Annotated in this window: 22 protein-coding genes; 14 read left to right on the forward strand and 8 right to left on the reverse strand. The window is 61.7% G+C overall.

Going from position 1 to position 23629, the window contains the following annotated elements; genetic code table 11:
- Positions 1–75 precede the first annotated feature (75 nt).
- From AC2A1F_RS04865 to AC2A1F_RS04895, 7 genes are all read left to right on the forward strand, one after another.
- Positions 76–525, forward strand: a complete 450-nt coding sequence (locus tag AC2A1F_RS04865; protein ID WP_484208171.1) for an endonuclease domain-containing protein — start codon at positions 76–78, stop codon at positions 523–525.
- The gene (locus AC2A1F_RS04870) at positions 525–1322 is read left to right on the forward strand and encodes a 4-(cytidine 5'-diphospho)-2-C-methyl-D-erythritol kinase (protein WP_484207619.1); all 798 of its coding nucleotides are present in this window, start codon (positions 525–527) and stop codon (positions 1320–1322) included. The genes AC2A1F_RS04865 and AC2A1F_RS04870 overlap by 1 nt, the downstream gene beginning before the upstream one ends.
- Entirely contained in the window at positions 1319–2041 is a 723-nt protein-coding gene (locus tag AC2A1F_RS04875; protein ID WP_484207620.1) for an N-formylglutamate amidohydrolase, read from the forward strand. The genes AC2A1F_RS04870 and AC2A1F_RS04875 overlap by 4 nt, the downstream gene beginning before the upstream one ends.
- Before the next feature lie 117 nt (positions 2042–2158).
- Entirely contained in the window at positions 2159–4006 is a 1848-nt protein-coding gene (gene ilvD / locus AC2A1F_RS04880) for a dihydroxy-acid dehydratase (RefSeq protein ID WP_484207621.1), read from the forward strand.
- Between the two features lie 35 nt (positions 4007–4041).
- Positions 4042–4359, forward strand: coding sequence for a hypothetical protein (locus AC2A1F_RS04885; protein WP_484207622.1), 318 nt, complete (start codon positions 4042–4044; stop codon positions 4357–4359).
- A complete protein-coding gene (locus tag AC2A1F_RS04890) occupies positions 4343–5767 on the forward strand; it encodes an NAD(P)H-hydrate dehydratase (RefSeq protein WP_484207623.1) in 1425 nt (474 codons plus the stop codon). The genes AC2A1F_RS04885 and AC2A1F_RS04890 overlap by 17 nt, the downstream gene beginning before the upstream one ends.
- Positions 5764–6969: a class I SAM-dependent RNA methyltransferase gene (locus AC2A1F_RS04895; RefSeq protein WP_484207624.1), complete on the forward strand. Its 1206-nt coding sequence runs from the start codon at positions 5764–5766 to the stop codon at positions 6967–6969. The genes AC2A1F_RS04890 and AC2A1F_RS04895 overlap by 4 nt, the downstream gene beginning before the upstream one ends.
- Positions 6970–7140: 171 nt before the next feature.
- Here AC2A1F_RS04895 and AC2A1F_RS04900 read toward each other — a convergent pair whose 3' ends face one another.
- The 4 genes from AC2A1F_RS04900 to AC2A1F_RS04915 form a co-directional block, all read right to left on the reverse strand.
- Entirely contained in the window at positions 7141–7575 is a 435-nt protein-coding gene (locus tag AC2A1F_RS04900; RefSeq protein WP_484207625.1) for an MAPEG family protein, read from the reverse strand.
- Positions 7576–7640: 65 nt separating this feature from the next.
- Positions 7641–8285 carry a class I SAM-dependent methyltransferase gene (locus AC2A1F_RS04905; protein ID WP_484207626.1) on the reverse strand — a complete coding sequence of 215 codons (645 nt, stop codon included), beginning with the start codon at positions 8283–8285 and terminating at the stop codon, positions 7641–7643.
- A 2-nt stretch (positions 8286–8287) separates the two neighbouring features.
- Positions 8288–9445 carry a BtaA family protein gene (locus AC2A1F_RS04910; protein ID WP_484207627.1) on the reverse strand — a complete coding sequence of 386 codons (1158 nt, stop codon included), beginning with the start codon at positions 9443–9445 and terminating at the stop codon, positions 8288–8290.
- A gap of 164 nt (positions 9446–9609) precedes the next feature.
- Complete coding sequence (locus AC2A1F_RS04915; RefSeq protein ID WP_484207628.1) at positions 9610–10599, reverse strand: threonine ammonia-lyase; 990 nt, start codon at positions 10597–10599, stop codon at positions 9610–9612.
- Positions 10600–10676: 77 nt separating this feature from the next.
- Here AC2A1F_RS04915 and AC2A1F_RS04920 point away from each other — a divergent pair, with 77 nt between their 5' ends.
- The 4 genes from AC2A1F_RS04920 to AC2A1F_RS04935 all read left to right on the forward strand — a co-directional run bounded on the left by AC2A1F_RS04920 (position 10677) and on the right by AC2A1F_RS04935 (position 15072).
- Entirely contained in the window at positions 10677–11882 is a 1206-nt protein-coding gene (locus AC2A1F_RS04920; protein ID WP_484207629.1) for a saccharopine dehydrogenase family protein, read from the forward strand.
- 167 nt (positions 11883–12049) lie between these two features.
- Entirely contained in the window at positions 12050–12325 is a 276-nt protein-coding gene (locus tag AC2A1F_RS04925; protein WP_484207630.1) for a GxxExxY protein, read from the forward strand.
- A gap of 60 nt (positions 12326–12385) precedes the next feature.
- Positions 12386–13585 (forward strand): carboxynorspermidine decarboxylase, encoded by a 1200-nt coding sequence (locus AC2A1F_RS04930; protein WP_484207631.1) that lies wholly within the window; start codon positions 12386–12388, stop codon positions 13583–13585.
- A 266-nt stretch (positions 13586–13851) separates the two neighbouring features.
- Positions 13852–15072, forward strand: coding sequence for a type III PLP-dependent enzyme (locus AC2A1F_RS04935; protein WP_484207632.1), 1221 nt, complete (start codon positions 13852–13854; stop codon positions 15070–15072).
- 60 nt (positions 15073–15132) lie between these two features.
- Here AC2A1F_RS04935 and AC2A1F_RS04940 read toward each other — a convergent pair whose 3' ends face one another.
- The 4 genes from AC2A1F_RS04940 to murI all read right to left on the reverse strand — a co-directional run bounded on the left by AC2A1F_RS04940 (position 15133) and on the right by murI (position 19095).
- The gene (locus AC2A1F_RS04940; protein ID WP_484207633.1) at positions 15133–15813 is read right to left on the reverse strand and encodes a nitroreductase; all 681 of its coding nucleotides are present in this window, start codon (positions 15811–15813) and stop codon (positions 15133–15135) included.
- A 118-nt stretch (positions 15814–15931) separates the two neighbouring features.
- Positions 15932–17152 (reverse strand): 5-aminolevulinate synthase, encoded by a 1221-nt coding sequence (gene hemA / locus AC2A1F_RS04945; protein ID WP_484207634.1) that lies wholly within the window; start codon positions 17150–17152, stop codon positions 15932–15934.
- Positions 17153–17307: 155 nt separating this feature from the next.
- Positions 17308–18228 (reverse strand): MBL fold metallo-hydrolase, encoded by a 921-nt coding sequence (locus AC2A1F_RS04950; RefSeq protein ID WP_484207635.1) that lies wholly within the window; start codon positions 18226–18228, stop codon positions 17308–17310.
- A 45-nt stretch (positions 18229–18273) separates the two neighbouring features.
- Positions 18274–19095 (reverse strand): glutamate racemase, encoded by an 822-nt coding sequence (murI, locus tag AC2A1F_RS04955; protein WP_484207636.1) that lies wholly within the window; start codon positions 19093–19095, stop codon positions 18274–18276.
- Between the two features lie 82 nt (positions 19096–19177).
- On the opposite strand from murI, the gene plsY reads away from it, so the two are divergent.
- From plsY to topA, 3 genes are all read left to right on the forward strand, one after another.
- Positions 19178–19759 (forward strand): glycerol-3-phosphate 1-O-acyltransferase PlsY, encoded by a 582-nt coding sequence (gene plsY, locus AC2A1F_RS04960; RefSeq protein ID WP_484207637.1) that lies wholly within the window; start codon positions 19178–19180, stop codon positions 19757–19759.
- Positions 19760–19764: 5 nt separating this feature from the next.
- Positions 19765–20880, forward strand: a complete 1116-nt coding sequence (dprA, locus tag AC2A1F_RS04965; RefSeq protein WP_484208172.1) for a DNA-processing protein DprA — start codon at positions 19765–19767, stop codon at positions 20878–20880.
- Between the two features lie 121 nt (positions 20881–21001).
- Positions 21002–23617 carry a type I DNA topoisomerase gene (gene topA / locus AC2A1F_RS04970; protein WP_484207638.1) on the forward strand — a complete coding sequence of 872 codons (2616 nt, stop codon included), beginning with the start codon at positions 21002–21004 and terminating at the stop codon, positions 23615–23617.
- Positions 23618–23629 lie beyond the last annotated feature (12 nt).

Here is a 23629-nt window from a genome sequence, read left to right on the forward strand (position 1 = left end):
GGGGACCATCCGCAGGATGGTGGAGGGGCACGTGCAGATTTTCCGAGCCTCTCCACTGAAAGGACCGCCAAGCTGATTACAGGACCAAAAGGCACGGTCAAACTCGCCCGCAAGCTGCGGAGCGAAATGAGTTTGCCCGAGGGCCTGCTCTGGCGTGAACTGCGAAAGCGGCCCAGTGGCTTGAAGTTCCGGCGCCAACATCCGACGGGCCCATTCGTTATCGACTTCTATTGCGCTGCGGTGAGGCTGGCGATTGAAGTTGATGGCTTTGGGCACGACACCGCTGAAGTGATCAAGCGGGACTCGGTGAAGTCGCATTTCCTGCGGTCGCAAGGTATTGCCACATTGCGCGTTCCGGCGAAGGTTGTGTTTGAGGATATCCAATTGGTGGTGCGGCGGATTGTTCAGGTTTGTGAGGAGCGGGCATTGCGGTTGGCGGGTGCTGGCTGGGTCCGTACTGAAAACTCTCGCGTGCCCCTCCACCATCCTGCGGATGGTCCCCCTCCCCCGGTGGGGGAGGAATGATGCGCGAGACCGCCTATGCCAAGATCAATCTGGCGCTGCATGTGCGACGGCGGCGGGATGATGGGTATCATGAGCTGGAGACGCTGTTTGCGTTCGTCGATGCGGGTGATGAACTGAGCGCCAGCCCAGCGGCGGCGGATTCGTTGCGCGTTGTGGGCGAGTTTGGCGGGGTGCTGGACGATCCGTTTGGCAATATCGTGGCCAAGGCGCTCTCCGCGCTGCCGCATGGGGCGGGCTGGGCCGTTACTCTTGAGAAGAACTTGCCAGTGGCGGCGGGGCTGGGTGGCGGGTCGGCGGATGCCGGGGCGATCTTTCGCTTGGTGCGCGACAGCTTTGGCCTGCCCGACGACTGGCATGCGCGGGCGGCAAAGCTGGGGGCTGACGTTCCGGCTTGCGTCGAGAGCGTGGCCTGCATCGGGCGGGGCACCGGTACCGAGCTTGAGCCCATTGCCAACGATCTGGCAGGCACGCCGGTGCTGCTGGTCAACCCGCGCATTCCGCTGGCGACGGGGCCGGTGTTCAAGGCTTGGGATGGCGTCGATCGCGGACCGATGGAGGGCGCTAACCTCAGAGAAATGGCGCTTTGCGGGCGCAATGACCTTGAGGCTCCGGCGCTGGCGCTGGTGTCAGAAATCGGCGATGTGTTGGCGGCTTTACAGCGGACCGGGGCGTGGTTGACGCGTATGTCAGGTTCGGGCGCCACGTGTTTTGCGCTCTATGACAACGTTGACGAGCGCGATGCGGCGCAGGCGGCGATGCCCGCTGCGTGGTGGACTTTGGCAGGGGCGCTGCGGTGAGCGAGGCTTTCACGCTGATCGGGACGCCGCGCTTTGGCGGTGTACTGGTCGTTTCAGATCATGCCTCGAACCGCGTGCCGGATGATATCGACCTTGGTATTGCGCCTGAGCTGCTTACTAAGCACATCGCGGTCGATATCGGCGTGGCTGAGGTGGGCGCGCTAATGGCGCAGCGGCCCGGCATTGCCGCGTTTCAGGGCGGGGTCAGCCGGCTGGTGTGCGATTTCAACCGGGATGAGCATTTGCGCACGGTTGTGCCCACGGTCAGCGACGGGCACGCCATTCCCGGCAATGTGCTGGATGATGCTGGACACGAAGCACGGCTGGCGCGGTTCTTTCGGCCTTACCATGAGGCGCTTGACGATTTGTTGGCTGATGTGCCGCAAGCGCTGATCCTGTCGCTCCACAGCTTTACGCCGCAATTGGCATTGAGCGACGAGCCGCGCCCATGGCACGTCGGCGTGCTTTATAATGAGGATGACCGCGCTGCCCGGATCGCGATTCCGCTGCTGCAGGCCGAGGGGCTGTGCGTGGGGGATCAGTTGCCTTATTCGGGCAAGCTGCTGAATGCGACGATGAACCGCCATGCAGAGGTTGAAGGGCGACCCTATCTGGGGATTGAGGTGCGGCAGGACCTGATCAGCGATGCGGTGGGGCAAGCCGAATGGTCGGAACGGCTGGCGCGGATTGCCAATCAGGTTGCAGTTGCAATCGGCTGATGATCCGGCGGGCGGGCTGACATAGTTGTAATTAATACTTTCGACACAACGGCAGCACTTCGACTATCAAGCATAGTCAAGTCGCCCATAAAAAACGCACTATTCTGGAGCCAAAGCATGCCCCCGTATCGTTCACGCACCACCACCCACGGCCGCAACATGGCGGGCGCGCGCGGATTGTGGCGCGCCACCGGCATGAAGGACGAGGATTTCGGCAAGCCGATCATCGCAGTGGTGAACAGCTTCACGCAGTTCGTACCGGGCCACGTCCACCTCAAGGACTTGGGCCAGATGGTGGCGCGCGAGATTGAGGCGGCAGGTGGGGTTGCCAAGGAATTCAATACCATCGCGGTGGATGATGGCATCGCGATGGGCCACGACGGCATGCTCTATTCGCTGCCCAGCCGCGATCTGATTGCCGATAGCGTGGAATATATGGTCAACGCCCATTGCGCCGATGCGATGGTGTGCATCTCCAACTGCGACAAGATCACGCCCGGCATGCTGATGGCCGCGATGCGGATCAACATTCCGGTGGTGTTCGTCTCGGGCGGGCCGATGGAAGCGGGCAAGGTCGTGCTGAACGGCAAGGAAGTTGCGCTCGATCTGGTCGATGCGATGGTGGCCGCTGCGGATGACAAGTATACCGACGAGGAAGTGACCGCGATTGAACGCTCGGCTTGCCCGACCTGCGGATCGTGCAGCGGCATGTTCACCGCCAATTCGATGAACTGCTTGACTGAAGCGCTGGGCCTTTCGCTGCCGGGCAATGGTTCGACTCTGGCGACGCATGCCGACCGCAAGCGCCTGTTCCTTGAAGCGGGCCGCGTGGTTGTGGACTTGTGCAAGCGCTATTACGAGGAAGACGACGCCAGCGTGTTGCCGCGCTCCATCGCCAGCTTCGATGCTTTTGAAAACGCTGTGTGCCTTGATATTGCGATGGGCGGATCAACGAATACCGTGTTGCACTTGCTCGCCGCAGCGTTCGAGGCGGGCGTGAACTTTACCATGGCCGATATCGACCGGCTGAGCCGCCGCGTGCCGTGTTTGTCCAAGGTCGCCCCGGCCAAGTCTGACGTTCACATGGAAGACGTCCACCGTGCGGGCGGAATCTATGCGATTCTGGGCGAACTGGACCGGGCGGGCCTGATCCACACGCACCTGCCGACTGTCCACAGCCGCACATTGGCCGAAGCCTTGGACCGCTGGGACATTGTGCGCACCAAGTCACCCAGCGTGCAGGAGTTTTTCCGCGCAGCGCCCGGCGGCGTGCCGACACAAGTGGCGTTTTCGCAGGATCGCCGCTGGAAGGAGCTTGATCTCGACCGTGAGAATGGCGTGATCCGCAGCGCTGACCATGCCTTCAGCAAGGACGGTGGGCTCGCCGTACTCTATGGCAACATCGCGCGCGAAGGCTGCATCGTGAAGACGGCGGGCGTGGATGAAAAGATCCTCAAGTTCACCGGGCCTGCCAAGGTCTATGAAAGCCAGGATGCAGCCGTCACGGCGGTTCTGACAGGGCAGGTCGTGGCAGGCGATGTGGTGGTGATCCGCTATGAAGGGCCAAAAGGCGGCCCCGGCATGCAGGAAATGCTCTACCCCACCAGCTACCTCAAGTCGAAGGGTCTGGGCGCGGCCTGTGCGCTGTTGACCGATGGGCGCTTTTCGGGCGGCACGTCGGGCTTGTCCATCGGCCATGCCTCGCCCGAAGCGGCCGAAGGTGGCGAGATCGGCTTGGTTGAAAACGGCGACATGATCGAGATCGACATTCCGAACCGCACGATCAACCTTGCCGTATCGGACGATGTGCTCGCGCAGCGCCGCGCGGCGCAGGATGCCAAGGGGTGGAAGCCAGCAGCCCCGCGCCCGCGCCAGATTTCCATCGCGCTCAAGGCCTATGCCGCGATGACCACCAGCGCGGCACGTGGTGCTGTGCGCGATATCTCGCAGATTGGCGCTGAGTGATGCGGCGCGGGCTTGTTCTTGGCGGCTTGGCTGCCTTGACGGCCTGTTCGTCGCCCGAAGAAGCGCCAAAGGGCCGGGCGATTGACTGCGCGTTGGCAGGAGCCGCCAAGTTTGCGCCCGATTGCTTCGTGCAGGATTCGCGCAGCGGGGCTCTGCAATTCCTGACGGTGCGGCACAAGGATGGCGCGTTCCGCCGGTTCCAGATGGTGGATGATGGGCGCGGCGTCATTGCGGCTGATGGCGCGGACGAGGCTGTGGCCGAGTGGTCTGCGCAAGGTGTGCTGGAAGTGACCGTGGCCGGTGATCGCTATCGCTTCCCCGCGCAAATGAAGCCCGATGTCCCAAAGCCGTGACCGCATTCTGAACCAAGTCCTGACCGTGGCGCAGATGCGCGCGGCTGAGGAGAGCCTGATGGCAGCGGGCGTGAGCGTCGACGCGCTGATGCAACGTGCGGGGCGTGGGGCGGGTGAGTGGGTGCGGCGTGTTGCGGCTCGTGGATCGGTGACCGTGCTGTGCGGTCCGGGCAACAATGGCGGCGATGGCTGGGTGATCGCCGAATTCCTGCGCGAACACGGCAACCACGTGCAAGTGATCGCCGCACGCGAGCCGATGACGAATGCGGCGCGAACGGCGCGGGCGCTTTATACCGGTGTTGTCGCATCAACGGATGCTGAGATCGCGGGCGATGTCTTTGTCGATTGTCTGTTCGGCAGCGGCTTGACGCGGGCGTTGCCGGAGGATTTGGCGGCTCTGCTGCGCCGTTTGGCGGAAAGCCACCGGCATCGGATTGCCATCGATGTGCCCAGCGGGATCGAGAGCGACAGTGGTAGCCCCTTGAACGATGGTCTCGCGGACTGGTCGATGACCATTGCCCTTGGGGCATGGAAGCATGCGCATTTTGCGATGCCCGCCTGTTCGGCAATGGGCGCGCTGCGGTTGGTGGACATTGGCATATCGGCAGTGCCGGGTGCGGCGCGGGTGCTGGCCAAGCCGGTGATTGCGGCCCCGGCGGCGGATGCGCACAAATATCGGCGCGGGATGGTGGGGATTGTCGCCGGGGATATGCCGGGGGCCGCACTGTTGGCAGCGCAAGCAGCGCTGCGGGCGGGTGCGGGCTATGTAAAACTGGCGGCACAGACTGTGCCGCAAGGCGTGCCTGCCGAACTTGTTGTGACGGCGGACATCGACGCGCTGCTGGGCGATGCGCGCATGGCCGCGCTGCTGATCGGGCCGGGATTGGGGCGAACGGATGCGGCTTCGCGTTTGCTGGCCAAGGCGCTCTATACGGGCAAGCCATGCGTGATGGATGCCGATGCATTGGTGCTGTTGCGGCCAGACATGCTGCACGGCGCGCCATGTGTGCTGACGCCGCATGAGGGCGAAATGGTGGCGCTGGAGCGCGCCTTTGGCCTTTCCGGCGAGGTGCTGCGCCGGGATCGGGCGCTGGCGCTTTCTGCGAGATCGGGCGCGGTGGTGGTGCTGAAAGGGCCGGACAGCGTGGTTGCTGCGCCTTCGGGTGAGGTAATCGTCGCACCACGCGCTTCATCGTGGCTTTCGGTGGCGGGCACCGGGGATGTGCTGGCCGGGACTATTGCCAGCCGTCTTGCCGTCCATGGGCATTTGCCATCGGGGTCGGCCTTGCGCGCGGCGGAGGAAGGCCTATGGCTCCACGCCGATGCCGCACGGCGCTGCGGCGCGGCCTTCACCGCGGGTGAATTGGCCCATGCCGTGCAGGATGCCTTGAAGGATTGCGTTGGATGAGTGAAGCCGGATTGATCGTGCGCGTGGCCGCCAAGGGCGAAGGGGCAACCGCTGACGGCAGATATGCGGAACTGGCCGCTCCCGGCGATACGTTGCAGGCCGATGGCACGGTGGTGCGCGGGCCGAACCATGTCGATGCGCCATGCCGCCACTTCCCGGCCTGCGGCGGGTGCCAGTTGCAGCACTTGTCCGAAAGCGCACTCAGCGATTACGTCTATGACCGCGTGGTTGGCGGGGCCACCGGGCAAAAGCTGTGGGATGTGAATGCCGCGCCTGCGCACCTTTCGCCGCCGCGCTCACGCCGCCGGGCCACCCTCCATGCGCAGTCCATCGGCAAGCGCGTGGTGATCGGCTTTCGCGAACAAGGCTCGCACAAGATCATCGACATGCGCGAATGCCATGTGCTGACGCCCGAGATGTTTGCGCTGATCGCGCCTTTGCGCGCGCTGCTGGAGGGCTGGGGCAGCCGGAAGCTGGCGGTAGATGTCGATCTGGCGATGTGCGATCAGGGCGTTTCGATGGGGCTGAAAGGCTTGGTGGCCGAAGGTCTGGCCAAGACCGAGGCGCTGCTGGACTTTGCCCGCGATAATGCGCTGGCACGGTTGACGATGGATTCGGGCTATGGCGCGGAAGGCGTGTGGGAGCCTGAGCCGGTGACCGTGACGCTGGGCGGTGTGCCGGTATCGCTGCCGCCGGGAGCGTTCTTGCAGGCCACGCAGGATGGCGAAGCCGCACTGGTCAATGCAGCGCGCGAATGGCTGAACGGCGCGGCTACGGTGGCTGATCTGTTTGCAGGCTTGGGCACATTTGCCTTTGCACTGGCAGGGCCAGAAACCAAGGTCTTGGCCGTGGAAGCGGCGCGTGAGCCTTTCCTTGCCTGCCAGAGCTCGGCGCGGATGAGGGGCTTGCCTGTGCATTCGCTGCACCGTGATCTGTTCCGCAACCCGCTGCGGGTAGAGGAACTGGATCGCTTTGCAGGCGTGCTGCTCGATCCGCCGCGCGCCGGAGCGCAGGAGCAGGTGGAGCAGATTGCGCTGAGCAAGGTGCCGCGCGTGGTCTATATCAGCTGCAACCCCGCCAGTTGGGCGCGCGATGCGGTGAAGCTGATTGCGGGCGGCTATCGCTTGGCAGAGCTGCGACCGGTTGGGCAATTCCGTTGGTCAACGCATGTGGAACTGGCGAGTTTGTTTTTGCGGGATTAAAATTATATCGCGGCGTCCCCGCGAAGGCGGGGACCTCAGGCGTTTTAAGCTGCTGTTCCGTAACACCCCTGAGGCCCCCGTTTGCGCGGGGGAGCAGGCCGTTTACGCCACCCTTCCGTAACAACACCGAGGCCCCCGCCTTCGCGGGGGCGCAGGGGTTGTGGGAGGTTGTCAGAAGCCAAACACGATCCGCGCGGCGTGATAGATCAGCGCCATCAGCGTGATCGATGACAGTGCGAACAGGATGAAGCGGACCATCACCTTGTTCACGGTCGACTGCACAATCGAATGGACCACCCGCAGGCCCACATAGCCCCATGCCACCGTAGCGCTGGTACCGTTGCCTTGGCCGGTCAGAGCGATGACCAAGCACACGGCATAAAACAGCGTCGGCGCTTCGTGCAGGTGGTTGTAATTGTGGGCTTTCCATTGCACCGTAGCTGGTAGGATATCGTCGAGCGTGCGCGTCGGGTCTTGGGCTAGACTGTCAGGATCAAGCTTGGCCGCGTTCATAGCCGGGATGCGCGTGGCATACATCCACAGCCACATCACCATCGTCCACGCCATCAGCGCGACGGCAGGTTGCAGAATCTTTGCGATTTCCATTGATGTTCTCCCCCGAGTGTTATCGTGAGAGACTGCGGGCGCCGCGTTAGATTGTCAAATGCAACTTATCTGCGCAGCGAGACGCGCCGGAAATAGCCGTAACGCCCACGCATTGTGCGCAAGGTCAGGCCCCGGTCGCTGGCGATGCGCACGGCCACGGCGTTCAGGTCTTCACGCGGGGTAACATGAAAGCGCGCGAGCCATCCGTGCATCAGCGAACGCAAGGGGCGCGGCAGCCCGCTGAAGTCTCCGAAATCGACCACGTGCAGCGAGCCGCCCGGTGCCAGCAAGCTGGCAGCATGGCCGAGCGTCAACTGCCACTGCGGGATCATCGACAGCGCATAGGAAATGACGATGCGATCAAAGCTGCCACGGCCAAACAGGGCGGTGGCGTCGAAATCCGTGGCATCGCCGCGCGCCAGTTGGCACTCCGGCCCGAGCCGCCCGCGCGCGACCGAGAGCATCTCGTCCGAAATGTCGAGGCCGTGAAGGTGCGCGTCGGGCCATGCACGGGCAATGCAATCCAGATTGCGGCCCGTGCCGCAGCCAACCTCCAGCACGGACATGCCGGGACCAGCTTCCAGCCCGGCAATCAGCCCATCGCGCCCGAACAGGTAATACTTCCGCGTGGCGTCATAGATGTGCTTTTGGCGGCGATAGACTGCGTCCATCAGCGCGCCATGCGGGGACGACGGGGCAAGGGAGGCCATGGTCAGGCCAGCTCGTAGAGGTGCACGCCGCCATAGATCGATGAGCGATCCTGCGCCGTGCATTCAGCCGACAGTGCCTCGCGATAGTGCCAGCGGGCAAGCAGTGCATCGCTCAACCGGCCCGGCAGCAGGCTGGGTTCGGCAGCGGTGCGGAACAGCACGCGCGCGCCGGGGCGGGCGGTGCGGGTGATCTGGGTCCACAAAGCATTCAGCTGGTCGTCGGTCATCCAGTCCTGCGCATCGAGCAGGACGTAACGATCAAGACAGGCGTCGGGCTGGGCGGTCAGGTGTTCGGTCAGATTGGCGTGGCGCACGTCCACGCGGCTTGCCCGGTCGCGCACGGCCTGCCAGTTGTCCGCCTGCAGATAGGGCGGCAGCGGGCAGCGGTCACCCCGGCCATAGCCACGCCCGAAAGCCTGCCATGCGAAGTAGTTGTCCTCGACCGGGAAATCGCAGGCCAGCTTCTCAAGGCGGCGGCGCAGGACTTCGGCCATGGGCTCATTCCCGGCGAGCGCATCGAACTGTGCAGGCGGAATGCCGAGGCCAAACAGCGATGCGGGCTGATCGGTCAGCCAGCGCACGAAGCGTTTGTCGAAGACCGGGGCCATCTCACGCTCGAACACCCGCCGCTGTTCATCCAGATCGCGCGCCGAAAGGATCGTCGAGAGGTCGATCTTGTAGAGCCGCGCCAGCAGATGGGCGACGCCGATGAAGTTGCCGAGCAGTCCGCGCTTGTAGATGTTGCTGGAAAAGCCGCTGATCCGGCGACGGCCCGAAAGATCGCGGCCTTCCCAATAGCGGCGGGTGGTTTCATCAAGGTGCGGCAAGATGTGCGCGCGGTAGGCGGCAATGTTCGCGGCGCTGTCGGCTTCGGCAAAGAAGCGGCGGAAGTGGGCGTGATCGGGCAGATGCTGCGCTGAGGCCAGCTTGAGTTTGTTCAGCGCGATGTGTGCTGTGTTAAGGTCTACCGCCGTGATCGCTTCGGGGTTAGCCGTGAGATAGGACAGGACGTTGCAGCCGCCGCTGGCGATGGCAATGATCCGGCTGTCGGGCCGGATCTGCAGCGCCTTTATGTCAACATCGGGGTCTTCCCAGATTTGCGCATAGACGAGGCCGCGAAAGGCCAGCGCAAAGGCGTGGTCGAGCATGCGGTTGGCCATGCCGGAACCCCGGCGGACAACAGAACGCGTGATCGGATGGGAACGGGCACGTTCCAGCATGTGAATGACCCCCGGAAAGAATGTTCGGGAGTTCGACTAGAACGTGACCATTGCGCCTGTGTGGCAGATTGGCGCGGATTGTCCGCAGATTGTAAGATGTGCGATCAAGCCTCTGAAATGACCGCAGCAAAGGCTGCAGGATCGACGTTGCCACCAGACAGGATCACGGCGGTGCGGCCATCGGTCGCAACCTTTCCGCCAAGAATCGCGGCCAGCGCCGCTGCGCCGGCCGGCTCGATCACGAGCCGCAGGTGCGAAAAGGCATAGCGTTGCGCGGCGCGCACTTCGGCTTCAGAAACGCTGACGCCCTGCATGCTGCGTGACGTCATGACCGCGAAGTTGATCGGGAAAGTGGCGGGCGTTTGCAAGGCATCGCAGGCGGTCTTGGGCGCGCCAGTGGCCACGCGCTGGATAATGCCGCTGGCAAGGCTGCGGGCCACATCGTCCCAGCCTTCAGGCTCCACCGGCACGATCTCGGCCTTGGGCAAAGCGAGTGCGAGGCCTGCAGCCAAGCCACCCCCGCCGCAGGGCGTGACCACGCGGGTCGGCAAGCCACCAGCAAGGCATTCCATCTGTGCAGCAAGTTCCACGCCGCAGCTACCCTGACCTTCGATCACCCAAGGATCACCATAAGCATGGACCAGCGTTGCGCCGTTTTCAGACGTCAGCCGACGGGCCACCTCGTCACGATCCTCCCCACCGGGCCGGTCATAGAGCACGACGTCTGCCCCCAGCGCGCGGGTGGCGGCAAGCTTCACCGCTGGGGCATCGTTGGGCATCACGATTTTTGCCGCAATGCCCAGCCTGCGCGCCGCCCATGCTACGCCTTGTGCATGATTGCCGCTAGAGACTGCGACCACGCCCATCGCGCGCTCAGCTTCGGTCAGGTCTGACAGGCGGTGCCATGCTCCGCGGATCTTGAACGCGCCCACCGGCTGCAGGCTTTCCACCTTGCACCACACCGTGTCCCCGTTCGGCAATTCCAGCGGCATTACCGGCGTTTGCGGCAGCAGCGCCGCGATCTTGTCAGCAGCGCGCAGCACGCCATCGCGCGTTGGTGCGCGCTGATCAACAGAAGGACTTGGGTTTGTCATGCCACTCCTCTAAAGCCCCCCGCCATGATTGTCCCGCGCTGCATCGCGTGGGCGCGCAAAAAGGCATTGGAGTTAGCATGGCAAAAGTTCTCGTCATCGGCGCAGGCGGCGTCGGCTCGGTCGCGGTCCACAAGATGGCGATGAATTCGGATATCTTCAGTGGCATTGCGCTGGCCAGCCGCACCAAGAGCAAATGCGATGCCATCGCCGCGTCGGTGAAAGAGCGCACCGGCGTTACCATCGACACCTACCAGATCGACGCAGATGATGTTGCCGCCACCACCGCGCTGATCAACGAGGTGAAGCCCGTCCTCGTTGTAAACCTCGCGCTGCCCTATCAGGATCTCAACATCATGGATGCCTGCCTTGCTGCGGGCGTCAACTACATGGATACCGCGAATTACGAGCCGATCGACAAGGCCGAGTTCGAATATTCGTGGCAGTGGGCCTATCAGGAGCGGTTCAAGGAAGCGGGCCTGATGGCGCTGCTGGGCTCGGGCTTCGATCCCGGCGTCACCAGCGTCTTCGCCACATGGCTGCGCAAGCACAAGCTCGACACGATCCGCACGCTCGACATTCTCGATTGCAACGGCGGCGATCATGGGCAGCATTTTGCCACTAACTTCAACCCGGAAATTAACATCCGCGAAGTGACCGCGCCTGCGCGCCACTATCTGAACGGCGAGTGGGTCGAAACGCCCGCGCTGACCATCCGCCAGCAGTTCGATTTCGAGGCTGTTGGCCCGAAGAACATGTACCTGATGTATCACGAGGAACTCGAAAGCCTCGCACATCACCTGCCCGAGATCGAGCGCATCCGCTTCTGGATGACCTTCGGCGATGCCTATATCACGCACCTGACCGTGCTGCAGAACGTGGGCATGACGCGGATCGATCCGGTGATCTACAACGGGCAGGAAATCATCCCGCTGCAGTTCCTGAAAGCCGTGCTGCCCGAGCCTGCCTCGCTGGGTGCCACCACGAAGGGCAAGACCAACATTGGTGATATCGCCACTGGCCTGAAGGACGGGGTGGAAAAGACCTTCTACATCTACAACATCTGCGATCACGAAGACGCTTATGCCGAAACCGGCAATCAGGCCGTCAGCTACACCACCGGCGTTCCGGCGATGATCGGCGCGGCGATGATGGTGCAGGGAATCTGGTCGGGTGAGGGCGTGTTCAACATGGAACAGTTCGATCCCGATCCCTACATGGACATGCTGAACAAGCATGGCTTGCCATGGCAGGTGAAGGAACTGGCAGGGCCGCTGGAGTTCTGATTTTTCTGTTTCACGCAGAGACGCGGAGAAGAAAGAAAAGACGCGGAGGGGCCTTTGCTCTTGATTGATGAGTTGTGTTCGGTCGTTCTTGAAGAAGCGATTGGCATCCACAGGGAGTTGGGCCGGGTCTCTATGAGTCGGTTTACGAGTCAGTCCTGACAGGGCGGTTGCGCCAACGCGGTTTGAAGGTTGACCGCCAAGTTCAGGTCAAGGCTATCTTCGACGGGGCTATTTACGATCCCGCCTTCAAGGTCGACATGCTGGTTGACGACAGACTGGTGCTTGAAATCAAGGCGGTTGAACAGTTGAGCAAGGCTCATGCGAAGCAGTTGCTGACTTACCTGAGATTGTTAAAGCAGCCCGTCGGGCTGCTGCTTAACTTTTCCGAGGCAACCCTCAAGGACGGGATCCGCCGAGTGGTAAACGACTATACGCCTGACTGAATTTCTCTGCGTCTCATCTTCTTTCTCCGCGTCTCTGCGTGAACAAACCGAGGTCTTAATATGGAAACCAGAGCCGGCGATCCGGGGGCTTTTGCAGAATTTGACCTGAACCGCGTGGATAGCCCAGCTTTTGTCGTCGATGCGGCAAAGCTGCGCGCCAACCTTTCCGTGCTGGCCGATGTGCGGGACCGTGCCGGGATCAAGCTGCTGGCCGCCCTCAAGGCGTTTTCGATGTGGAAGGTTGCACCGATTGTCGGGGAATACCTCGATGGAGTCTGCACATCGGGCCTGTGGGAAGCCAAGCTGGCGGCGGAGCACTATTCGGGCGAAATTGCGACCTATTGTGCGGCCTACAAGGCAGATGATCTGGTCGAAATCCTGCAGCTGTCTGACCACGTGATCTTCAATTCACCCGGACAGCATGTTCGCTTTGCCGGTGAAATCGCAGCGGCGCGGGCCGCAGGTAAGGCGTTCGATATCGGCTTGCGCATCAATCCGCTCCATGCCGAAGGCGAAGTGCCGCGCTATGACCCTTGCGCGCCGCATTCGCGCCTCGGCTTCCCGGTGGACCAGTTGTCTGCCGAACACCTCGAAGGCGTGTCAGGCCTGCATTTCCACACGCTGTGCGAGCAGGATTTCGAACCGCTCCAGCGCACGTGGGATGCGCTCGAACCGCGCATCGCGCCATACTTCGGCCAGCTCAAGTGGCTGAACTTCGGCGGCGGACACCACATTACCCGCGCCGATTATCAGCGCGATGATCTGGTAGCTTTCCTGGGCGAGGTGAAAGCACGCACTGGGTGTGAGATTTATCTTGAGCCGGGTGAGGCTGTGGCGCTCGACGCCGGTATTCTGGTGGGGACCGTGCTCGATACGCACTGGAACGGCATGCAGCTTGGCATCACCGACATTTCTGCCACCTGCCACATGCCCGATGTGATCGAGGCACCTTATCGCCCGGCCATGTTGGGGGAACTGCCGATCGACGAATACGAGGATAGCGGGGAAGGCGGCGCACCGATTCGGCTAGGTGGGCCTTCGTGCCTGGCCGGTGATGTGATCGGCGATTACCGACTGCCGCATGGCGCTGAGCCCGGCACGCGCTTTGCCTTCCTTGATCAGGCGCATTATTCGATGGTCAAGACGACGACCTTCAACGGCGTGCCGCTGCCCTCGATCTGGCTGTGGGACAGCGAGACTGAAGTGCTGGAGCAGGTGCGCAGCTTTACCTACGAGGACTTCCGCGACCGGCTTTCGTGATTGCGCGGTCTGTGTTGATTCGATTTTCAGCCGAGCGGAACCGACCTGCACTTTGTACCGTGCAGGGTTCATCTGGTTGCAAGAAAACCCCTGATTTTCGGGGATTCCGGTGCAATTATTTCATTTTTTTGACATCAGTGTGGGCGCGCAAGTTTTTCACTTGATGTTCAGCGTCATGGCCTTATTACCCCTCTCTCGCTGCCCCATGGGGACTTCCAAACCGCAAGGCAGCTCTTTTCAACTGTTCCGTTTGGGGGTCCCTTGAGTTGCACATCCATCATGACGCACTGGCTGTAGTTCGCGCTTCCGCGCCTGAACAACCCGCCATTCTGAACCGTCCGCACGCTGCCGCGCGCGCTGCCCGCTTCTTTGTCGAGAAGTTCCCGGGCAAGTCGCTCTATGCCGTGAAGGCCAACCCTTCGGCTGACCTGATCCGTATCCTGTGGGATTCGGGCGTAACGCACTATGATGTTGCTTCGATTGTCGAAGTGCGTCTGGTCCGCGAAACGCTGCCTGAAGCTACGCTGTGCTTCATGCACCCGGTCAAGGCTCCGTCTGCGATCCGCGAGGCATACCATACCTATGGTGTGCGCGTGTTCAGCCTCGATTCGCTTGAGGAACTGGAAAAGATCAAGGCGGCCACGGCTGACGTTGAAGGCAACGTGCCCGAAGACCTGACGCTGTGCGTGCGCTTGCGCGTCTCGTCCGAATATTCGGAACTGAGCCTCGCATCCAAGTTCGGTTGCGATCTGGCCAATGCGGCTGAACTGCTTCAAGCAACCCGCCAGGTCGCGGATTCGCTGGGCGTGTGCTTCCACGTCGGCAGCCAGTCGATGAGCCCGCACGCCTATGTGCAGGCGTTGGAGCGCGTTCGTGCGGCCATCGTCGACGCATCGGTCCTCGTTGACATCATTGATGTCGGCGGCGGCTTCCCGTCGATCTATCCCGGCATGGAGCCTCCCCCGCTCGAAGATTACTTTGGCGTGATCGACCGCACCTATGAATCGCTGCCGGTTTCGTACTCGGCCGAACTGTGGTGCGAACCGGGCCGTGCTCTGTGCGCTGAATACAATTCGATGATCGTGCGCGTCGAACGCCGCCGCGGGACCGAGCTGTATATCAACGACGGTGCTTATGGCGCGCTGTTCGATGCAGCCCACGTCGGCTGGCGCTTCCCTGTGCGCGTGCTGCGTGATCAGGTGGCGAATGACGAAGCTGAGGTCGAACTGGAGCCGTTCAGCTTCTACGGCCCCACCTGCGACGATATGGACCACATGGAAGGTCCGTTCGAACTGCCGGTGGATGTGAAGGTGGGCGATTATATCGAAGTAGGCATGCTGGGCGCCTATGGAGCGGCGATGAAGACCGCGTTCAACGGCTTTGGCGCGACTGACGTGTTCGAAGTGTCGGACGAGCCGATGGCCAGCCAGTATCGTGGCGACCGCCGGGATCCGCGCGTTTCCGACAACGTGGTATCTCTGCGCTGATCACTCGACGGGTTTGGTGATACAAGGAAGGGCCCTGCTGCAAAGCGGGGCCTTTTCCCTTCAAAACCCCACGAACCGCGCCGCTTCGTCCACGCTTTTGCGCGTGCTGACCACGGCATTGGCGGGGAAGTCCGGGTCAGGCCAGCCGAGCGCAACTGCCTTCATGATGACCTGATCGTCAGGAATGCCCGCATGCTCGCGCACGACGGGCGATTGCATGATCCCTTGCGAATTGATCACGCAGCCCAGCCCGCGTGACCATGCGGCGTTGACCAGCGCTGTGGTGACTGCGCCGCAATCGAAGGCTGTATCGTCGCTGCCAGCAAGTTCGCGGTCGTAGGCCACGATCACGCACACCGGCGCGTCAAACTGTCGGAAACCGCGCAGCACCCAGTCCTGCCGTGCTGCTGCGTCATCGCGGGCAATGCCCATGGCGGTAAAAAGCTGCTTTGCCACGCCGACCTGCCGGTCACGGTGGACGCCCGCAAAAGGCTCTCCCCGCCGGAATTCACGGGAATCGGGTTCGCCTGCAAGGATCCGTTCGGTGTTACCCTGGCGGATGCGATCGAGCGGCTCCCCGGTGATGACGTGGAAGTGCCAGGGCTGCGTGTTCATTGACGTTGGAGAGCGTATCGCCAGCGCCAGCACGTCCTCGATAAGTGTGCGGGGTACGGGCTTGTTGAGATAGCCCCGGATCGAACGGCGGCCCAGCACCACTTCGTCGTATGTCAGCGCAGGCATGCATTCTCCCGGATTTAATTGTCCGGTTAAAACTAGCGTTTGCACCGCGAAAGACAAGCCCAACGAAAAAGGCCCTCCCTGCAAGGGAAGGGCCTCAATTTTCGATAATTGCGGTGCGTCAGGCCGCCCGCTGAAGTTCCAGTTCCATGCGGTTCCAGATTTCCACCAGCGCCTCGGCCAGTTCGTCCATCATCGCCTCGGTGTGCGATGGCCCCGGCGTGAAGCGCAGACGTTCGGTGCCGCGTGGCACGGTGGGATAGTTGATCGGCTGCACATAGACGCCGTATTCGGCGAGCAGGATGTCCGCGATCTTCTTGGCGCGCACCGGATCACCCACCATCAGCGGCACGATATGTGTGGTCGATGGCATGACCGGCAGACCCTGATCGGCGAAGGCCTTCTTCAGGTAGGCAGCCGCAGCCTGCTGGCCTTCACGCTCTTCGCTCGATGCCTTGAGGTGGCGGACTGAGGCGAGCACGCCTGCGACCAGCACCGGTGAGAGCGAGGTGGTGAAGATGAAGCCCGGTGCATAGGAGCGGATCACGTCGATGATCTTGCGATCTGCAGCGATATAGCCGCCCATCACGCCGAACGCCTTGCCCAGCGTGCCTTCGATAATGTCAATACGGTGCGCCGCTTCATCACGATCGGTGATGCCGCCGCCGCGCGGGCCATACATGCCAACGGCGTGAACCTCGTCGATATAGGTCAGCGCGTTGTACTTTTCGGCAAGATCACAAATCGCGTGGATCGGGGCGACATCGCCGTCCATCGAATAGACCGATTCGAAGGCGATCAGCTTGGGCACATTCGGATCGGTTTCAGCCAGCAGCTCTTCCAGATGCTCCACATCGTTGTGGCGGAACACCTTCTTTTCCGCGCCCGAATTGCGGATGCCCGCGATCATCGAGGCGTGGTTCAGTTCATCAGAAAAGATCACGCAGCCCGGCAGGATCTTGGCCAGCGTGGAGAGTGTGGCATCGTTCGAGACATAGCCTGATGTAAACAGCAGCGCGCCTTCCTTGCCGTGCAGGTCGGCCAGTTCAGCCTCAAGCTCGATGTGGTAATGCGTGTTGCCGCCGATGTTGCGTGTGCCGCCCGATCCCGCGCCGACATTGTGCAGCGCCTCTTCCATTGCCGCGATCACCTTCGGGTGCTGGCCCATGGCAAGATAATCGTTCGAACACCATACGGTGATCGGCTTTGGCCCGTTGTGCCCGGCAAAGCAGCGCGCGTTGGGGTATGCGCCCTTGTTGCGCAGAATGTCGATGAAAACGCGGTAACGGCCTTCGGAGTGCAGTCGCTCGATAGCAGAATCAAAAACCTGATCGTAGTTCACCCCGCCGCTCCTTCCTGTAACAGAGACGCTTGTGCGTCCCCGAGACCCGATCAATTGGGCCTCCGGCGAATGCGCGGCTTTTACGCATGTTCACCCTGCAATGCCAGTGTCATTTAGTGCCAGCGCATAAGCCGCGTTACCCGCGCTGCCAGGTCTTATCTTGATGGCGACGAGCCCTGCGCTGCCGGTGACCGGATTATGCCCAATTTGTCTGCATTTACAGTCAGCCAGTCCGCATCATGTGATGGCAACAGGACCAGCGTTGGATGTGCACGCTTCAGGCCTTTGAGCGCCTTGACCCAGCCAATCACGGCGGACCGATCTTCCGGTGCCAGGATATCTCCTACCAGCCGTGAACGCGGTGTTCCGTTCTCGAAATTGGCTGCCAAAGACGCCGTGTCACCAGTCAGAATGTATTCGCGGCCCGATGCGAGGCGGACGTAGACCATCTGGGATGCAGGGGTGTGCCCCGGCGTCTGGATGACGACAACACCCGGGGCAACGGCCTCGATCGGCGCAAGGTTGCGAGTTCTGGCGATATGGCTTCCGTTCTCGCGCCACAAGGCATTGATCCCTCCCAACATTCCAGGCGTGATCAGCGTTTTGGGCGATATGGCATCAAAGTCGGGATGATCGAGGAACCGGCCGACGTGATCAATATGGGCATGGGTGAACAGGATTTGCTCCGCACCCTTCATCCAACCATCGACCATGCGCATGGCAGCCAAGTCGTAATCAGAATACCCCATCGCTTCGGCATCGGCAGGCGAAAGCCCGCTATCGACCACGATCCCTCCCTTTGGTGCGGAAATTTGCCAGGCAATGATCCCCGCGGTGACCTGCCGCAAGCCCGTGCCAGCCGCCAAAGTGGCTGAAGGCACGCGGCGTGATGCCATGACGGTGAATGCGATCCCGGTCGGCTTTTCTCCTGAAATGCTTTCGGCTTTGGCGCGCAAGGCTGCAAGATCGATCTGACGCGCCTCAATTGCGCGAGGGTCTGCGTTTACCAGCAGCCAGTAATAGGCAAAGCCAAGTACCAGCAACACAACGATGAGTGCCTTTGATAATCGGCTCACCGTTTGCTCCCCCAATTCATCGCACCGGTTTCAGACACGCCGGTTTCAAAACACCGCAGTTCGACCGATGCCATGCGCAGCCAACGACGGCTCTAGCCGTTCCACATCGTTTCCGCCACGGGTGAAAAGTCCGATATCCGTATCATTGCGCTGCCATGGCTGCCCTTCGGTCAGATGGGCTATACGCCGCGCGATGCCATCAGAACCATCGATGAACGAAACGCCGAGCCCGAACGCTTGGGCAAGCTCGGCTTCGACCAGCGGAAAGTGTGTGCAGGCCAGAACGACCGTATCGATCAGCGCGCCATCAGCCTTGGCCCTAAGGTTTTGTGCAGCCCGCGCAAACACGGATGGATCGACCGGATCGCCCCGCAGCTTGGCTTCTGCTGCGGCAACAAGTTCGGGAGCCCCGTGGCGCAACAGGCGTTTGTCAGAAGCGAACTCGGCCTCAAGCCGGTCGACATAGCTTTGCCGGATGGTCGCCTCGGTTCCCAGAAGGCCGATTACGCCGGTCTTCGTCAACGCCGCGGCCGGCTTGATTGCAGGGACGGTGCCGACGATCGGCACTTCCAACACTTCGCGCACCGAGGCCAGCGCTATGGTCGATGCGGTGTTGCAGGCGATGCATACAAGGCGGGGGCGCAGACGTTCGGTCAATCGGCCCAGCAGTCCGGATACGCGGGCGGCGATTTGCGCTTCGGTCTTGTCGCCATACGGAAGTCCCGCGTTGTCCGCCACATAGATCACCGGGGCTTCGGGCAGCAACTGGCGGACCTTGCGCAGGACAGACAGACCGCCGACTCCCGAATCGAACAGGAGCAAAGGAGCCGAAGGATCGGCCGGCGAAGCAGGGTTTGCAGCACTCATTTGCAGGGCTTGTATCGGTAATGGCGGCAAAATGGGAAGTGGGCTCTTTCGCTTTTGCCGCGGTTGCGGATATGAGCGGTGCGTGGATACGCTTCTGCCTCTTCTCGTCGGCTATGTGCTGGGCTCGGTGCCCTTTGGCCTCATCCTCACCCGGCTCACTGGCGGGGGCGATCTTCGTGCGATTGGATCAGGCAATATCGGCGCCACCAACGTACTGCGCACCGGCAAGAAAGGCGTGGCTGTTGCCACCTTGCTGCTGGACATGGGTAAAGGACTCGCGGCAGTCTTGATCGCACGGCATGTCTGGCCCGGCGGTGAAGCGTTGGCTGCGCTTGCCGCTGTCCTTGGTCACTGCTTTCCGATCTGGCTCGGGTTCAAGGGGGGGAAGGGGGTGGCCACGATGATGGGCATCTCGCTTGGCCTCGCTTGGCCGATCGGGCTTGCTTACGCGGTCGTCTGGCTCGGCGTTCTGCTCACCAGCCGCATTTCCTCGCTCGGCGGCATGTCTGCGGCCATTGCAGCGCCTGTGGCAGCAATGCTCACAGGCTTTCCCGGCTATGCACCGGTGCTTACGCTGCTGGCACTGCTGGTGCTGTTCCTGCATCGTGAGAACATCGCCCGGCTGCGTGCTGGTGCCGAGCCAAAGGTCGGCAGCAAGAAGTGAGCGTTATGGCGCCATCAGCGCTCTCGCGCGATGAGGCGTTTGCCCGCATTCGCTTGTTGCGCTCTCCGAATATCGGGCCGGTCAGCTACAACCAGTTGCTCCGCCGTTTCGGCACGGCAGCTGCTGCGCTTGAAGCTTTGCCCGATCTGGCGGCAAGGGGCGGGGCCCCGTATCGTCCGGCACCCGCTGACCGGATCGAAGCCGAAGTGGCAGCCGTTCGAAAGACAGGCGCACGGTATCTTTTTCATGATAGTCCCGAATATCCTTCGCTGTTGTCGGCGCTGGAAAGCCCACCCCCGATCCTGACTTTGCGCGGTGATGCAGCACTGCTGGCGCGGCCTTCTGTCGCCGTGGTCGGCGCACGCAATGCTTCGGCGGCTGCGGTAAAGTTATCGCGCGATTTCGCCACGGCGCTCGGCGGGCATGGTTATGCAGTAATTTCGGGATTGGCGCGTGGCATCGATGCGGCGGCGCATCGCGGTGCCTTGGCAGGCATGGCAGGTGGTGGTGGCACAGTCGGCGTGATCGCCAGCGGTATCGACATTGCCTATCCGCCGGAAAACGCCGAACTACAGGAACAGGTCGCATCACAAGGCTTGCTGGTCGCCGAAATGCCACCGGGCACAGAACCTCTGGCCCGGCACTTCCCACACCGCAACCGCATCATCGCAGGCCTTGCCACTGGCACGCTGGTAGTCGAAGCCGCACCCCGCTCCGGCTCGCTGATCACTGCCAGATTGGCGGCAGAGGCGGGACGCGAGGTCATGGCGATCCCCGGCTCCCCACTCGACAGCCGCTCACACGGCTGCAACCAGTTGATTCGCGATGGCGCAATTCTGGTGCAGTCTCCTGATGACGTGATCGAATTGCTCAGCGGCTTTGAGGGCCGTGCACGATCAACCGTCCGTGAAGGAAGCCACGCCTACGCAACCAGCTTGGCCGATGTGGCGGATGGACCTGCTCACGTCTCCGGCTTGCTGACGCTGGCACCCATCGGCGTCGATGAACTGATCCGGCAAAGCGGAGCAAGCGCCGGTGCCGTGCAGATGGCCCTGCTGGAACTGGAACTGGCAGGCCGGTTGGTGCGTCATGCCGGGGGGCGGGTCAGCCTGGCGGCGTAACCACAGTTTGCCATCCTTCCCCGAACGGGTGCTTGACGAAGTGCCCCGAACCTCCCCACCCTCGCGCACACGTATACGCATGTGCACACGTAAGGCACGTTAAGGACCGTTTTTTCAGATCATGCAGCTTGTCATTGTTGAATCTCCGGCCAAGGCCAAAACCATCGAGAAGTACCTGGGCCCCGGCTACAAGGTCCTCGCCTCCTACGGACACATCCGCGATTTGCCGCCCAAGGACGGTTCGGTCCGCCCGGACGATGATTTCGCCATGGACTGGGAACTTTATGGTGACAAAACGTCACGGGTGAAGGCCATCACCGATGCTGCCAAGGATGCCGACCGTCTGATTCTGGCAACTGACCCTGATCGTGAAGGCGAGGCTATTTCCTGGCATGTCAGGGAGTTGCTTAAGAAACGTAAGGTTCTTCCTAAAGAGGTTGAGCGGGTTACTTTCAACGCCATTACCAAGCAGACCGTGACCGATGCGATGAAGCGGCCGCGTGAACTCGATCAGGATCTGATCGACGCTTATCTGGCCCGCCGTGCGCTTGATTATCTGTTCGGCTTCACGCTTTCGCCTGTGCTCTGGCGCAAGCTACCGGGCGCGAAATCGGCAGGCCGCGTCCAGTCGGTTGCGCTGCGCCTGATTGTGCAACGCGAACGCGAAATCGAACTGTTCCGTGCTCAGGAATACTGGTCGGTCGTCGCAAGGCTCGAACAGCACGGCACTGAATTTTCGGCCCGTCTGGTCAAGTTCGATGGGCAAAAGCTGGATAAGTTGACGCTGGGTGATGAAGGCTCTGCGCTCAAGGCCAAGGCTGTGGTCGAAGCGGGCACGTTCCGCGTCGAGGAGGTGGAAACCAAGCCGACCAAGCGCAATCCCTATCCCCCGTTCACCACGTCAACGCTACAACAGGAAGCTGCCCGCAAGCTCGGCTTTTCGGCAAGCCACACGATGCGTGTGGCGCAGACGCTCTATGAAGCGGGTGCCATCACCTACATGCGTACCGATGGCGTTCAGATGGACCCAAGCGCTATTTCTGAAGCCCGCAAGGCGATTTCGGATCGCTATGATGGGCACTACTTGCCCGAAAAACCGCGTCATTACGAGACAAAGGCCAAGAATGCTCAGGAAGCACATGAAGCTATTCGTCCGACCGATTTCAGCAAGGATCGTTATGGTTCCGGCGATGAAGCACGGCTTTACGATCTGATATTCAAGCGGGCGATGGCCAGCCAGATGGCGTCTGCCAATATTGAGCGTACCAGCGTCAACTTGCGCGATGGTACGGGCAAGCACGAATTGCGTGCCTCAGGACAAGTGGTGAAATTTCCAGGTTTCCTTGCCGTTTACGAAGAAGGGCGTGACCAGAAGGCCGATAGCGATGAGGAAGATTCAAACCTCCTCCCCGCGATGAACAAGGGCGATACCCCGGCTAAGCGCGGGGTCGATGCTACGCAGCACTTCACACAGCCGCCGCCGCGCTATTCCGAGGCCAGTCTGGTCAAACGGCTCGAGGAGCTGGGGATCGGGCGTCCTTCCACGTATGCGGCCACGCTGCAGGTGCTGAAGGACCGCAATTACGTTCGGACAGAGAAAAACCGTTTCTTTGCAGAGGAATCCGGGCGGCTTCTCACGGCATTTCTTGAGCGGTTCTTCTCACGCTATGTCGCGTACGAATTCACCGCCGGGATGGAGGATGAACTCGATGACGTGTCCGGCGGGCGCGCGCAGTGGAAGGTCGTGCTCGCTGCGTTCTGGCGCGATTTCAAGCCCAAGTCTGATGAGGTGATGGAGAAGAAGCCGAGCGAGGTGACTGCCGAGCTGGACGAATTCCTGTCAGACTACTTGTTCCCACCGCGTGACGATGGCTCCGACCCGCGTCTGTGCCCGAAGTGCGAGGCGGGGCGCTTGTCGCTGCGCGGCGGGCGTTACGGGGCGTTTGTGGCATGTTCGAACTATCCTGAATGCAAATATACCCGCAAATTTGCCCAGCCCGGCGGGGCTGAAGGCGATGGCGCAGAAGATGGTGTGTTGGGCAAGGATCCCGTCAGCGGCCTTGACGTAGTGCGTAAAGCCGGACGCTTTGGCCCTTATGTCCAGCTGGGTGAGGGCGCCGAAGCCAAGCGTGCATCAATTCCCAAGGATATTGGTGAACTCGATCTCGAATGGGCGCTCAAACTGCTGTCCCTTCCTCGCGAAGTGGGCACCCATCCCGAAACTGCCAAACCGATCACCGCCAGCATTGGCCGCTATGGCCCGTACCTTGCGCACAACAGCAAATATGCTCGGCTCAAATCCACTGCCGAAGTGTTCGAAACCGGCATGAACGCAGCGGTGATGCTGTTGGCTGCAGCCGCCGCCGGAGCAGGGGCGCGCGGCAACCGCGCCGCTGCAGAGCCGTTGAAGGTTCTGGGCGCGCACCCGGTATCAGGCGGCGAAATCAAGTTGATGGCAGGGCGCTATGGCCCTTATGTCACCGACGGCACGACCAATGCTACGCTGCCAAAGGACAAGCAGCCTGAAACGCTGACGCCAGAAGAGGCCGTTGCGTTGATTGACGAGCGTGCTGCCAAGGGACCTGCCAAAGGCAAGAAGCCCGCAAAGAAGCCCGCCGCGAAAAAGGCTCCTGCCAAGAAGGCAGCCGCTTCGAAAGATACAGAAAAGAAAGCACCGGCCAAAAAGGCTCCAGCAAAGAAGGCTGCGGCCAAAAAGGTCGTCAAGCCAGCCGAATGATGCTGTCTACCG

The sequence above is a fragment of the Novosphingobium sp. HNCC26BN242 genome, assembly GCF_057180525.1.